Genomic DNA, 14,175 nt, shown 5'->3' with positions numbered 1-14,175 from the left:
GATCCTCCTCGTGTTTAAGTTAGTTTTATCTTTCTTCACCTTGATCCGTTATAAGTAAAGGGCCATCTTTTGTAATGACAATGGTATGTTCATATTGTGCAGATCGCCCGCCGTCAACAGTACGTGCAGTCCAGTTATTAGAATCCATTTTACTTTCCCATGTACCCTCATTGATCATTGGTTCAATTGTAACAACCATACCTTCTTTTAAGCGTACGCCTTTGTTTGGAAGTCCAAAATGCGGAATATGTGGTTCTTCATGTATGGTTGGTCCAATACCGTGACCAGTAAAATCACGAACGACAGAAAACCCTTCGCCTTCAGCGTAGGTCTGTATCGCATGTCCTATATCACCAATACGACTTCCTGCCTGAGCTTTTTCAATACCTTTATATAGTGATTTTTTTGTTACATCCATCAATCTTTTACCAACCTGATCGACATTCCCTACTGTGTAAGTCCATGCAGAGTCAGCTAATCCTCCATTTAAATTAACAACCATATCAATTGTCACGATATCGCCATCAACAAGCTTCGTGTCTCTTGGAAAGCCATGACAAATCTCGTCATTAATGGATGCACAGATTGCGTATGGATAGCCACTAAAGCCTTTTTGCTCTGGAGTTGCTCCATGACTAGCTAGAAATTTTTCAACAAATGTATCGATTTCCATCGTTGTAATACCAGGTTTAATCATCTTAGCAATTTCTTTATGAGTTTGGACAAGTAGTTTACCAGCCTCTTGCATCATTTCAATTTCTCGTTTACTTTTTCGTGTAATCATTAGATTCTTCCTTTCAATCATAAGTATATCTATTATATGAAAAACATTGTCAATTAATTTATGCACCCACTAGTTTATCATATAATCAACAGAAATCGAGCGTATTCGTTTATTTATAAATAAGAAAAACCGGGCATAGACCGCCCGGTCCTTTTCTGTGCTAGAGAACATCCGTTAGTTTGTATTCCTGGCCATGTATTCCCTTGTAATACTCTGGATACATTTCTCCACCACAATGTTCGCATCTAAACTGAGGCGGATCCGTTGGATCACCGCCATCCATCAAATCAAAATCTCTAACTACATCATAAGGTATTTTTTCTTCCTCATGACACGTTAAACAAACAAAGTTGATTTTCGTTTTCTTTTTCGCTAAGTGGTCGTTCCCCTTTTTCTTTTTCCCTTTTTTGCGGTTTTTGGATTGGTGTGTAATAAGCTATCACCCTTTCTAAGTACTTTCTTGCTTCCTTGGTTAAAGCTACTTTTATTTCTAATTGTCCATTCTCAAGACAGACCTCTCCCTGATACACATAATAATTATTGCAGTGCGGGCATATTAGGGGATCTTTTTGTCCACCAGCGATAACACGTTCTCTCCATGTTTGACGGCGTATTGTTTTCCACACTTTTATGATCCAACGCCGCCTTCCTTCTTGCCACTTACTTAATAGCTTCTTACTTAGACGTTTACTTCTTCTTGAATACATACCATAGTGGCGTATTGTTTTAAATTGGTCATCTGGTATATGACGAATCAAACGACTGATAAAGGCTTCCACCGTCAGCGTTTCATGCTTTTCTTTCCCATCTGTTTTATCGATGTATTTAAAAGTCACCTGTTGTCCATCATATGCCTCGATCCGATTGACTCCAATCGCTGGTCGACGAATATAACGGCCAATGTAACGAAGTTGTTCCTTTATTTTCCCCTTCTGTTTCGGCGCATGCACATAGAAGCCTTCCCCATTTTCGGAAAAAGCCTTTTGCAGTCGTGGTTGTACACGCCTCTTTTCCTGTTTGGTTAAGTTCCTACGGATTAACTTTAATACCACCGTTTGCCATTGCTTTCGAAGCATTTGGAAAGGGATATAATCATAGTCCTTCCATTTTCCTTTTCTCGTTATCCCTCCCATGGTTACCAACATATGGACATGGGGATTAAAATTTACCCTGGAGCCAAATGTGTGTAATCCGGAAATGATACCTGGTGTCACCTTTGCCTTCTTTTGAAAAAAGTTTGTAATTAATTTAGCTGCCTCATCCATTAGCGGTTTCAAAAGATGACGGTGTAAAAGAAATATTTCCCGTAACCCTTCATCGATTGTAAAAATCATGTGCCGATGATTTACCTGTAAAACGTCTTCCGTTAATAATCGGCTCCACTCTTCACTTTCCCCAATAGAACAGGTCGTGCAAAAACGCCCTTTACACCGGAATGCTACTTTATGTACGTCGTTACAGCCCTCGCAAACAAAGAGTTTGAATCCATTTTTCATATCTCCACAGCCTTGAAATTTTTCTACCTCCTTCAGAACGACTGGGCGGATTTTTTCTCTGTGTTTCTTCTTGAATGTTTCCCAATGATTGTAGTTATCAAAAAAGATTCGTTTCAGAATATTTTTCTCCATACATAGAAACTACCACAGTTACCTTTACTGTAGTAGGGGTTAATTTTATACTTTCTTTCCTTTCAAGAAAAGCGCAAGCGCCTTGGTCAGCCCCGACAAGTTTAAGACGAATCTCTTAGTGATGATTTTTATCACAAAGAGAGTTGACTTAAAACCTCAGGCGGGCTAGGCGCTGGAGCTAGACAGATTAACGCCAAAGTTTTATACTTTCTTTCCTAATGAAAAAAGGCATGCAAAAGGAGACCTCCCTCTACATGCCTTTGGGTATAACTTAGTATCCGTAGCCGTGTCCGCCACCTGTATAAGCAGTACCAATGATTATTAACAATATAAACAATACGACTAGTAACGCGAAATTCATGCCGTGTCCGCCGCCTTCTTCATAACCCATTAAAATTCCCTCCTTATTTTAAGCATATGATAATTTATGCGGAGGTTCTAAATTGGGAAGGGCGAATCACACGATTTTTACACGTTCACCTAGAAATAATCCTTCACATTATAAATTTTTCCATTTTCAATACTGCCCTCATCGGTAAGTATATCAACCAGTATACCCCCAACAATGTCCGTATCCTTTAAATCATTATTCCTTTTGTACCCTTTAAATGTTTCTACATCCATAAATGAATGTTGTGATGTAGCCCGAATCTTTTCCTGCATTCCAGTATCCATAATGCCTGGACTGAAGGCTATGACTTTGTGTCCAGTTTTTAATTCCGCTTGTTCAAGTGCAACCGTTTCGGTGAATCGATTCATACTTGCTTTTGAACTGCAATATGCGCTCCAGCCATAAATTGGTCGTTCAGCTGCTCCAGAAGTTATGGTCACACCTACCATGGACACTTCTTTCTCAGTTGCCTCCTTCAGAAATAAATTCGTTAATACCATTGGTGCTATGGTGTTCACTTGCATATGATAAGCGAGATCATTGCTCTTAATATTCATAGATGGATCGATTGGGTCTAAAACAGCGGCATTATTAACGAGATATATAGTTGTTGTTTTATCAGTGAAAACTTCATTTTTAATCTGATTGACCTTACTTTCAATTTCGGCAACATTACTTAAATCACATGAAAAATGTGTAAACGTTACATTATTTGATTCTGCATGATCGTTTAATGTCGTAGAACCTGTACGTGAAATACCTATTACATGAATTCCTGATTCAAGTAAATATTTAGCAATAGATTCACCAAGTCCTCTTGAAATTCCTGTAATGATTGCATACTTCATCTTTTATCCCCCTCAGATGTCATATTAACTATTATTACCCTGTATTTGATAACTGAAAACCAGAGATAACTTACCCCGTGCATGGCTATACACGGGGTATTGAATAAGTTTATTTTTGTATTTCATCCCAATAATGGACAAGTGTTTCCATACCTTTATCAAAGCTATCTAAAGGAAAGCTTTCATTTGGTGAATGTAAACGATCATCCGGAGTTCCAAAACCTAAAAGAACAATTGGAATGTTATAGATTGCTTCAATCCATTCCACAACTGGAATGGATCCGCCCATTCGCACATAAACTGTTTCCTTTTCAAATGCTTTTGTATAACTTTTGGCAGCTTTTTGAACTAATGGATTATTTGGTTCAACTTTATATGCCTTCGCAGAGAGTTTTTCTTTTATTACCTCTACCGTAACACCAGACGGCGTAACTTTTTTCACGTGATCCTCTAGTAATACCTGAATTTTTTCAGGATCTTGACCTGGAACAAGCCGACAGGTGATTTTAGCAGTTGCTGATGACGGAATAATAGTCTTTGTCCCTTCCCCTTGATAACCACCATACATTCCATTGATTTCAAAAGTCGGACGTGCCATTGTATGCTCTTTTGCTGTAAAACCCTTTTCAGAAGCTGTTTCGTTTATCCCTGCAGACTCTTGATAATCTTCACCCTGTACCTTACCGATAAGTTCCCGTTCATCATCAGTCAATGGTTCTACATCATCGTAAAACCCATCAACTGTAATTACTTCATCCTCATTTTTCATAGATGCCAAAATATGACTCAATGCCATAATTGGATTTCGTACAGCACCGCCATACATACCCGAATGTAAGTCATGATCAGGTCCAGTAACATTAATTTCAATGCCTGTGAAACCTTTTAAACCGTATAAAATAGTTGGTTGGTTTTTGGCAACCATTCCGGAGTCAGAGATTACTGCAAAATCTGCAGAAAATTTATCACTTTTTTCATGCAGAATGCGATACAAATTTTCACTTCCGACCTCTTCTTCGCCCTCAATGCAAACCTTTACATTGATTGGCAGCTTTCCTTCTGTTTTCATATACGCTTCAAACACTGCAAGGTGCATGAAAACTTGACCTTTATCATCACTTGATCCACGAGCATATAATCGCCCATTACGAACTTCTGGTTTAAACGGGTCACTATCCCATAAGTCTATTGGATCAACCGGCTGTACATCATAATGCCCATAAAATAAGACAGTGGGTGCATCTGGCCCTGCTCCATTATATTCTGCATAGACTAAAGGATGCCCACCAGTATCCATCTGCTCTACTTGTTCAAATTGTAGATCGTTTAAAAACTTTTCTACAAAGTCTGCTGCTTGACTTACATCTTTCTTATGTACGCTGTCAGCGCTAACGCTTGGAATAGACAAAAATTGATTAAGTCTATCCAAAAGTTCTGCTCGATTATTTTTCAAATAGGATAATACTTTTTCACTCATACATTTGTTCCTCCAATGGGTTTTCTTTTTATTTTAGCATACTGGGGGGAATTTCGTTGACGGCCATGGTGATTTTCCGCTGATTCACACTCATTTCCGCCGATCTGAGAGTTTATCTGCCGATATTTTAATATAACCGCCGTTTTTAAAAAATAACTGCCAATATTGAAATTTAACCACTGAAATCAAAATATATCAGCCAATTTTCGATTATATCCGCCAATCGAAGTTTGAATAACAATTCTTTTTTTAATTTCTACAGGAACAAAAGCGCAAGTGCCCGTTAAGCGACGTATGGATTGTGCCCACGCAACGTGGGTAGTTCGATGTTGCCACGCAAAGTGGCGGTTTTAATTGAACTTCCTTCTTTCTTTTGAGATAAAGGAAACACGGTAAGCGTAAGCGAACCGATGTTGACTTATCGTAAGGAGGTAAAGGAAATCCAATAGTCGTTGGGCGTTGGAGCTGGACGTCGCCCTGCATGGTCACCAAAATATTTCATGTCAACATTTTATACATTCTTTACAATTTAAAAAAAGATCCGAGAGATACTCTCGAACCTTCTACATATCTAGCTTTGTAATGCTCTTTCCAAATCCTCAATTAAATCATCGCTATCTTCAATCCCTACAGATATACGAATTAATCCGTCTGTAATACCAAGTTCCAAACGGCGTTCGCGAGGGATGGACGCATGTGTCATTTGTGCTGGCAGTGAAATTAAACTCTCAACTGCACCAAGGCTTTCCGCTAAAGTGAAGTATTTAACATTCTCTAATACCTTCTCTGCTTGTTCGCCATTTCCAACATCAAACGATACCATGCCACCATAGCCTGTTGCTTGATTGGATGCAACATCATGTCCTTTATGGCTTTTGATTCCAGGGTAATAAATCGTTGATACTTTATCATGGTTTTCTAAAAACGAAATGATTTTTTTCGTATTCAATTCAATTGCTTCCATGCGTAATGCCAATGTTTTAATTCCACGCATTAATAACCAAGAATCCTGTGGCCCTAATACTCCACCAGCTGAATTTTGGATAAAGTGAAGATCCTCTGCAAGTTGTTCTGAATTAACAACAACTAATCCAGCTACAACATCACTGTGGCCACCAATGTATTTTGTTGCACTGTGCAAGACAATATCTGCACCAAAATCTATAGGCAGCTGCCAATATGGTGTAGCAAATGTATTATCCACAATTAATTTTAAGTTATGTTTCTTCGCTATTTCTGCCATCGCCTTAATATCTGTAATTTTTAATAGCGGGTTTGTTGGTGTTTCCACATAAATTGCTTTCGTCTTATCTGTTATTGCTGCTTCCACTTTTTCAGGATAGCTTGTGTCGACATATGTGTGATCTAATTTGAAACGATTTAATACACTTGTCATCAAGCGATATGTCCCACCATATACGTCGTCAGTCATAATCACATGATCATCAGCATCAAACAGCATCATAATCGATGTAATAGCAGCCATTCCTGATCCGAAAGCAAAGCCTGCTTTACCGTTTTCTAAATCACTAATAACTGTTTCAAGTGCATGCCGCGTCGGGTTTCCTGTTCGTGAATACTCATATCCGCGATGTTTACCAACTTGATCCTGTTTATACGTACTAACCTGATAAATCGGAACGGAAACTGCACCAGTTTGCTCATCGCCCGTGATTCCACCATGAATCATTTTTGTTTTTGCTCGCATATTCATTCTCCTCCATGTCAGTCATTCTCTTCTTCTATTACTGTTTTCCATAGATGTTTTTGCTCAAATATCGGTCACTAGCATCTGGAAAGATTGTTACTATTGTTGATCCAGGTTCTGCAATTTTTGCTTCTTCCAGTGCAGCATACATCGCAGCACCTGACGAACTACCAACTAATAACCCTTCTTTAGCAGCTAGCTCTTTAACTAATCTGAATGCATCATTATCTGATACAGTATGAATAGCATCCATATATTCCCTGTTCATATAGTCAGGCAGAAATTCCATACCAATACCTTCTGTCTCATGTGGACCTGGTTCACCACCTGCGATGATAGACCCCTCTGGCTCAACAATTACCGATTTAATCGATGCATTCTGTTCCTTAAAATAATTAGCAGATCCCATAAATGTTCCACCAGATCCTGCTCCAGCTATAAATACATCAAGCTCACCATCTAAATCATTCCAGATATCTGGTGCTAATGTTTCATAATAAGTCTGTGGATTTGCTGGGTTTTTAAATTGCTGTGGCGAAAAGCTATTCGGTATCGTATTCAACAATTTATTCGTTTTTTCAATAGCTCCAAGCATTCCTTTTTCACGTGGTGTATGAACGATTTCAGCCCCTAAAGCTTTCATAATCATTTGCTTTTCCTGGCTGAAATGTTCCGGTATGCAAAACATCACCTTAATATTCTTGTTTAAAACAGCTAAAGCTAAACCTATTCCGGTATTACCTGCAGTAGGTTCAATAATCGTACCACCGTCTTTGAGGTCGCCATTTTTCAATGCTTCTTCAACTAGATTCTTACCTAAACGATCTTTAATACTACCACCAGGGTTATAATACTCTAGCTTTGCATACAAACGAACTCCATCTGGAATGGAGAAATTTGTTAATTGCACTAATGGTGTACATCCAATAAGTTCATTAACTGAGTTATAAATAGTCATGTTAATCTCCTCTTATTGTTCAAAAACTTGATGCCATTCATCACGTTTATCCAGCATTTCTCGTGCTATTGTTTTAGCACCTTCTAAACTGTGATTTGCTGCCCATCCACATTGCACTTCATTACAAGCAGGAACTTCTGTAGCATTTAATACGTCATGTAATGTTTTTTCAAGTGTATCAAGTACTTCTTCATAGTTATCGTTATTTAAAATTGCTAAATAAAATCCAGTCTGGCAACCCATAGGACCGATATCCAGGACATTATCCATATGATTACGAATATTTTCAGCCATTAAGTGTTCAATGGAATGTAATCCAGCCATATCCATGTGTTCCTTGTTTGGTTGCTTAAATCGAATATCATATTTGTATACATTGTCACCATTGGAACCAGTTGTAACGCCTACTAGTCGGATATATGGTGCTATTACTTTTGTGTGGTCTAAATTAAAGCTTTCTACATTCATTTTCTTAGTCATATTATGCCACTCCTCTTATTTTTTCTCAGCTATTACTAGCCATACAAATTCATTCATTTTTTTAAATGTAACATGGAAATGATTTTTTTCAAAAAGTTCTTGTAACGTATTATTTAGAGGATAGTATTCACGATTTAAATCTTCTATTAAATCTGTGTACCCTTTTTTATCTGCTTCCCCTATTATATCTTCCTTCGCAACGGATGATTCAAACATGGTATCAGCAAATACTACCTTACCTTTTTCCGCAAGCAAATTGGCAAACTTGGCAATTGCCTCTCCTTTTTCTGAATCAGTTAAATGATGAAATGCATAAGTGCTAACGATTGTATCGATCGAATCATCAAAACTTGGAAATGTTATAAAGTCACCTTCATAAAGAGGTAACTCTGGCAACTTTTCTGCCGCAATTTTACGCATAGCTTCTGACGGCTCCACACCAAATACCTTATGATTGTTTTCCATTAACTTCTGCGTTAAATTACCAGTACCCACACCAAACTCTAATACATTACCTGATGAATACTTTGTAACTTCGTCTAATATTTTATCATAATGAAGAAATACTGCAGCATATTGTGGATCTTTTCCAGTAACACTATCGTCATAAGAGTCTGCCCACTCTTCAAATAATCCAATAAATTCTCTACCCATCTATTTCAACTCCACTTTTTTATTAAAACATAGTAATTCACTATGAATAGTATGAATTATATGTTTAAGAATATCATATGTTTTGGATTGTTTCAAAGTTATAAATTTCTGCAAAAATAAAAAAGGAAGAGTGTCACATTTCTTGTGGCACTCTTCCTTTACGATTTATCATTATTTATTCTTTGTCTTGTGGGAAAACACGTTCAATCATATTACCCATCTGATCAAATAAACCTTCAATTGGTTCCCCATTCTCTGCTTGATCAGCATACTTTGTTACTAAGTCACCAAAATCTGGATTTGTAGAAACATATACATTATCGACATCTTTGTCCACCGATTTTACGATATCAGATATCTTTTGTTTTACTTCATCTGTAATTTCATCGCCATTTTCTGAATTGTTATTGTTTCCATTAGCATTGTTGTTTTTGTTTCCATTACCATTATTTGCATTTTTATTGTCGTCTCCATTACCTGTACCAGTATTGTTAATGTTAGCACCATTATCGTTGGCATCAAGTTCCGCCGCAACATATGCATTATTTTCGGTAGTTACTACGTTTGCGCTTTCAATTCCTTTTATCTGTTGGGTAATCTTTTCCGCAGCTTTTTCAGAAAGGTCATATTTATTATTGTTATCACCATTCTCATTACCGGCCTCATTCATATCGAAATCCTGGCGATTTTCTTGATCATTCATGTTATTTCCATCGCCAGCATTAAATCTTGTTTGTTCAACATTTGTATCATTTGGTGCCGTCTCATTATTCTCATCTTGATTCTGACACCCTACAAGCGCTGCAGAAGCCAATAGCGCAATTCCTAAAGTTTTTATCTTCATTAGTTTTATTACCTCCTAACTTATTTGCGTTTAGTATGTAACAATTAAATAATTTTATTCTGGTTATATAGAGGACCTTTTTTTGGAAAAAACACCATTTATGTTTTCGAAAATATATTTATTATAAGGGCAAACTACATGTAATCCTTTAATTTTAAGGAGGGGAAATCAGTGGATATACCAGATTATGACAAAGCACTTTATTACACGCTTTGGGGACAATGGGACGATTTGCTCGTGTTAATGGTCCGAACTAACGATGATTTATTGTCTAAGCGGATTCAACTCTTTTTACACTCCTACTATTATTCATCTGATCAAGATAATGTAATAAAAAGCCATGATCAATTGCTTTATTATATTGACCATGCCATGAAATACACTCCAACAGAAGTCATGGAAGTATAGGAAAAGCAAAAAACGGGTGGATTCTGCATCAGAATCCACCCGTTTTATTATTTATTTTTTGCTTCTTTCTTTTCTTGCTTTGCTTCTCTTTTTGCTTCTTTTCTTTCTTGCTTGGCCTCTCTTTTTGCTTCTTTCCTTTCTTGCTTAGCTTCTTTTTTTGCTTCTTTCCTTTCTTGCTTAGCTTCTTTTTTTGCTTCCTTCTTTTCCCTTTTTGCTTGTTTCATTTCTTGTTTATCTTTATGTTTTTCTTTTATCTTATCTGCCTTGTTCGATTTATTATGTTGGTTCTTGCCATTTGAATGAATATAGCCATTCTTTTTTTTCAATTCACTTGGATGCTGGTCTGTCTTTTTCTTACCTTTTTGTGGCGGTACTGTTGAATGATTAGTGTCATTCTTATCTACAGAAACCTTTTCTTCTTCTCTCGGTTTTTGATGATTTGATTTAGAATTAGTATAAAATGAGTGAATAATTTCTTTTTCATCATCATTAATACGAGGTTGAAGAAGCATCTTTTCTGGATTTAGAGTCTCATCATTCATTGTATCTGCCATCACTTTATTCATCGAAATATTCTTTTTTAAAGCTCGATCCCGAACTTCCTTTGGAACATGAAAAGTTACTACATCCCACGATGTATTATGGGTTAAAAAGTAATTATCAACTGTATTAAGAACTGAAATGTCTTTATTATTTACGTAACTTACCCCGACTAACACGTTTTTACCGTTCTTTGATAATCCAAGAGCATCACTTTTATTCATAATGATTTCAATAACCTGCTGTATTTTTTTATCTTCATACGTTGGTAATTTCTTTATCAATTTCCTTGCATCGTTATTTAATGGTGAAATAGAGACTACACTTAAATCTTTGTCTATTTCAATTTCGACACTAGGATTGATGTCCAGATTAACGTAAGCATATGTTTTGTTTTGGCCACCGAAAAAATAAAATGGCATAACAAACATGAGCACCATACACGCAATCGCTATATACTTTACGGGCAAGCTACTGCTTTTCCTGGGCTGAAAAAATAACAACCCGCTTTTTTTTGAAGCTAATACCTCATAGGAAACTTCAGCACCAATTTCAGCTTCTTTCACAGGCTTAACTTTATGGAAACTTCCATCCCGTGTCATAACAATGGTAAATTTCCGGTGCTTTTCCATCACGATACCTTTACTCACTGAGCCACCCCTTTAAGATAATCCTTGAGATACAGATAATCTTCACTTAACACAATAAAAATTGCTAGAATATATTTCCTATTTCGTTCTAACGTTTTTTTGCTTACATCCACTCTTTTTACCAAATCTTTAATTGGAAGTTTTTTCTTAAGGTGTACATACTCTCTTAATGATACATCATCATACAAAATTTTTGCAGTACGAATGGCTGACTCACGTGCATCCCTGTGTTTAGGTGAAGCCTCTGTTAGTTCTGCTAAAGTTAATTTGTAATCCCAAAGCTTGTCTTTAAAATCAGCGATTTCCTCTCTACGATACCAAGCTTCTTGTTCTTCCTGGTATTTTTCATTTACAGCAACAATTTCCGCTGGATTCTCCATTTTTTCCTCATCGTAGGTTTCGTCTAATGATGCTGTATTTGGTGCTTTTTGCACAAATCGTATGTAGTCAATCACTTTACGCTTTACGACAAGTTTTGCAAATGACAGAAAGGAACTACCTTTTTCTGATGAATAAGTCTGAATCGCCTCATTAAACGCAAAAAGCCCAACACTAAATTCATCATCACGCTTTGGATCAATATAACGTTTACAAACCTCTGAAACACATTTAGCGATATAAGGCTGATACATCTTTAAAAGATAGTTTTGTACGTCTTGATCCCCTTCTTTGGCTGAGGTAATCATTTCTTCAAGGGGTCTTTCTTTTAAGGACTGGTTACTAATCAACCTAAAGCACCTCCAGCCATTATAAAATTCGTTATTTTCTCATCTTTTTTGGGTGTAGTTTTTTTATATTTCATTTTCACTTTTTTAGTCGTTTTCAATAATTTATATGTCGTGATGAAAATCACCATCTTTACTATTTTAGGTATTATTTTCTATTTCAATATGACTAATCTTAACCTATCGTGCCGGCAGTTACTATCTCAGGCTATTTACAGTTCTATTAAAAATCGATTACTACTGACACTTTTCTGCAAAAAAGCGTTTATACCGAAATAATTCGACATAAACGCTTTTCTCTGGTATCCGCTTTTCTTTTTTACAAACTAGCTAATGTATCTTCTTTTGTTTCATAACTAATTTGTTGATCTAAATACTCTGCTTTTAAATCGACATACAAATCTTTTTCTGGCCATTCAATAGAAGTAATATGCTCAGACTTAATTAGATAATATCTTTCAGCAGGGACTTTCACAAACTTTACAACGAGATAATCAATTTTCCAATTGTCGTCATCAAAAATTAAATCTGTAATCTCGCCCAATTTCCCATCATGTCCGTGTACTTTTATTCCGATCGTATCTGCTTCATTTAATAATATATAATTCGTATTTTCGTTCATATCCATTTCATTGCGTTTGGCGGAGTTTTCTTCATCTTGGACAGGGACCTTTGGTACAAATGGTCTATCAACTGCCCCCCATAAATTCGCCCCTCTCCAATAACGATTCCAACCATAGTATTCTGTCAGACTTGCCTCATTTGTTTTTGATATTTCGGCATCAGCAGGTATTGTAGGACTATTTTTAATTGTATCTTTCGTGTGATCTACTTCTACAAGCTTTTCATCCACGTCCACTGATGTGAAAGAGGATGGCGATAGGTAAACATTTCTAGCTGGTAACCATTTATGCGTGTCCACCTGTACATATCGAATTGCCCAACTATGATCATCAAAATAAAAATCTTTTACTTTGCCCATTTCACCGTCTGTTGCATGGATGTTGTATGATTTTAAAGCTGATGTTAAGTAAAGCATTTATAAAACCTCCTTTATCTCTTCTAAATAGATACCCATACTTTAGCGTTATCAAACAATTGGCAGCTTTAGTTCATAGGGTAGGAGGTATAAAAGTATTCAATCGGTATGAAGAGACCAACTTTGCCGTGCTCTTGGCTATCCAAGGTTGCAAAAACAACCCCAATAACTTTTCCTTCCTGGTTAATTACAGGACTTCCACTATTGCCATTATAAACCGGTGCATCTATCATGACTACTGGTTTTTCCCAATCAGGTAGCATGGTTTCTTTGATGATTGTACCTTTATTGGCAATTCCTTGGAAACGTAGTGGATTTCCGATGAAATATATCGGATCGTCTTTATTAAACGTTTTGTTCTTCGCTAAATCCAGAGATGGAAAGTTTTCTCCTTCCGCTTCTAATACAGCTAGATCCACTGATGGGTATGCCGCTACAACCTCTGCATTATGAAGTCCTTTATCTGGAAATGCTACTGTCACATTTTTTTCTTCCTTAACCACATGATGATTGGTAATTATCGTTCCATTTTCATTGATCGAAAATCCTGTTCCTCTAGAATCACCCGCTTCAATAACAACTACCGCTTTTTTATAAGTACGTATATCATCCTGTAAAGAAAGCTTTGATGAAGTAATTAAAAATTCAACCGCAGGTACGGATATAACTTTTGGGAAAAAGGCAAAAACGTTTCCTAACATCATAATTGCAATTAGCCAAAACGCCCATTTTGGAAATGGACGTTTTGGCTTTTTTTGCACTCTATCTTCATGCGCCCGTTTTAGGGCATTCTGGCGTTCGGCTTCGACTAACTCAATAAGTTCCTCTTCGTCAATCTCTTCATATAAATCTTCATCTATTACATCATGATTATGCTTACTATTCTTATCCATAAGTCACCCCTATTAGAAAAGCGTAAGCGCCTGGTTAGCGGCGCACAAATAGATAGGACTGTGAAAAGTACGTTGAACTTTACGTACGTTCATCAGGACTAACTATTTGTTAGCCGTTAGGCGCTGAAGCTAGACAAGAAAAGCGCAA

15 protein-coding genes are annotated in these 14,175 nt (G+C 36.8%); 1 reads left to right on the top strand and 14 read right to left on the bottom strand.

Annotated elements, in window-relative coordinates; all coding sequences use genetic code 11:
- Window positions 1-25: 25 nt before the first annotated feature.
- From map to LG329_RS15010, 10 genes are all read right to left on the bottom strand, one after another.
- Complete coding sequence (map, locus tag LG329_RS15055; RefSeq protein ID WP_404451636.1) at window positions 26-784, bottom strand: type I methionyl aminopeptidase; 759 nt, start codon at window positions 782-784, stop codon at window positions 26-28.
- 326 nt (window positions 785-1,110) lie between these two features.
- Entirely contained in the window at window positions 1,111-2,412 is a 1,302-nt protein-coding gene (locus tag LG329_RS15050; protein ID WP_404451027.1) for a transposase, read from the bottom strand.
- A 271-nt stretch (window positions 2,413-2,683) separates the two neighbouring features.
- Window positions 2,684-2,803: a YjcZ family sporulation protein gene (locus tag LG329_RS15045; protein ID WP_404451635.1), complete on the bottom strand. Its 120-nt coding sequence runs from the start codon at window positions 2,801-2,803 to the stop codon at window positions 2,684-2,686.
- An 89-nt stretch (window positions 2,804-2,892) separates the two neighbouring features.
- Entirely contained in the window at window positions 2,893-3,651 is a 759-nt protein-coding gene (locus tag LG329_RS15040; RefSeq protein WP_404451634.1) for a (S)-benzoin forming benzil reductase, read from the bottom strand.
- A 109-nt stretch (window positions 3,652-3,760) separates the two neighbouring features.
- Window positions 3,761-5,128, bottom strand: coding sequence for a dipeptidase (locus LG329_RS15035; RefSeq protein ID WP_404451633.1), 1,368 nt, complete (start codon window positions 5,126-5,128; stop codon window positions 3,761-3,763).
- 571 nt (window positions 5,129-5,699) lie between these two features.
- Window positions 5,700-6,836 carry a bifunctional cystathionine gamma-lyase/homocysteine desulfhydrase gene (locus LG329_RS15030; protein ID WP_404451632.1) on the bottom strand — a complete coding sequence of 379 codons (1,137 nt, stop codon included), beginning with the start codon at window positions 6,834-6,836 and terminating at the stop codon, window positions 5,700-5,702.
- Window positions 6,837-6,873: 37 nt separating this feature from the next.
- Complete coding sequence (locus LG329_RS15025) at window positions 6,874-7,794, bottom strand: PLP-dependent cysteine synthase family protein (protein WP_404451631.1); 921 nt, start codon at window positions 7,792-7,794, stop codon at window positions 6,874-6,876.
- Between the two features lie 12 nt (window positions 7,795-7,806).
- Window positions 7,807-8,274, bottom strand: coding sequence for an S-ribosylhomocysteine lyase (locus tag LG329_RS15020; RefSeq protein ID WP_404451630.1), 468 nt, complete (start codon window positions 8,272-8,274; stop codon window positions 7,807-7,809).
- 15 nt (window positions 8,275-8,289) lie between these two features.
- The gene (locus tag LG329_RS15015) at window positions 8,290-8,928 is read right to left on the bottom strand and encodes a class I SAM-dependent DNA methyltransferase (protein ID WP_404451629.1); all 639 of its coding nucleotides are present in this window, start codon (window positions 8,926-8,928) and stop codon (window positions 8,290-8,292) included.
- Between the two features lie 175 nt (window positions 8,929-9,103).
- Window positions 9,104-9,772, bottom strand: a complete 669-nt coding sequence (locus LG329_RS15010; protein ID WP_404451628.1) for a YhcN/YlaJ family sporulation lipoprotein — start codon at window positions 9,770-9,772, stop codon at window positions 9,104-9,106.
- Window positions 9,773-9,943: 171 nt separating this feature from the next.
- On the opposite strand from LG329_RS15010, the gene LG329_RS15005 reads away from it, so the two are divergent.
- Window positions 9,944-10,180 (top strand): YhdB family protein, encoded by a 237-nt coding sequence (locus LG329_RS15005; protein ID WP_404451627.1) that lies wholly within the window; start codon window positions 9,944-9,946, stop codon window positions 10,178-10,180.
- A gap of 47 nt (window positions 10,181-10,227) precedes the next feature.
- Here LG329_RS15005 and LG329_RS15000 read toward each other — a convergent pair whose 3' ends face one another.
- The 4 genes from LG329_RS15000 to LG329_RS14985 form a co-directional block, all read right to left on the bottom strand.
- A complete protein-coding gene (locus LG329_RS15000; protein WP_404451626.1) occupies window positions 10,228-11,370 on the bottom strand; it encodes an anti-sigma factor domain-containing protein in 1,143 nt (380 codons plus the stop codon).
- On the bottom strand, window positions 11,367-12,098 hold the full coding sequence (sigI, locus tag LG329_RS14995; RefSeq protein WP_404451625.1) for an RNA polymerase sigma factor SigI: 732 nt from the start codon (window positions 12,096-12,098) through the stop codon (window positions 11,367-11,369). The genes LG329_RS15000 and sigI overlap by 4 nt, the downstream gene beginning before the upstream one ends.
- 316 nt (window positions 12,099-12,414) lie before the next feature.
- On the bottom strand, window positions 12,415-13,134 hold the full coding sequence (locus LG329_RS14990; protein WP_404451624.1) for a hypothetical protein: 720 nt from the start codon (window positions 13,132-13,134) through the stop codon (window positions 12,415-12,417).
- 68 nt (window positions 13,135-13,202) lie between these two features.
- Complete coding sequence (locus LG329_RS14985; protein ID WP_404451623.1) at window positions 13,203-14,027, bottom strand: serine protease; 825 nt, start codon at window positions 14,025-14,027, stop codon at window positions 13,203-13,205.
- Window positions 14,028-14,175 lie beyond the last annotated feature (148 nt).

This window comes from Virgibacillus necropolis (assembly GCF_044793635.1).
Taxonomy (GTDB): Bacteria; Bacillota; Bacilli; order Bacillales; family Amphibacillaceae; genus Virgibacillus_F; species Virgibacillus_F necropolis_A.
This window is presented reverse-complemented; position numbering and strand designations above follow the sequence as displayed.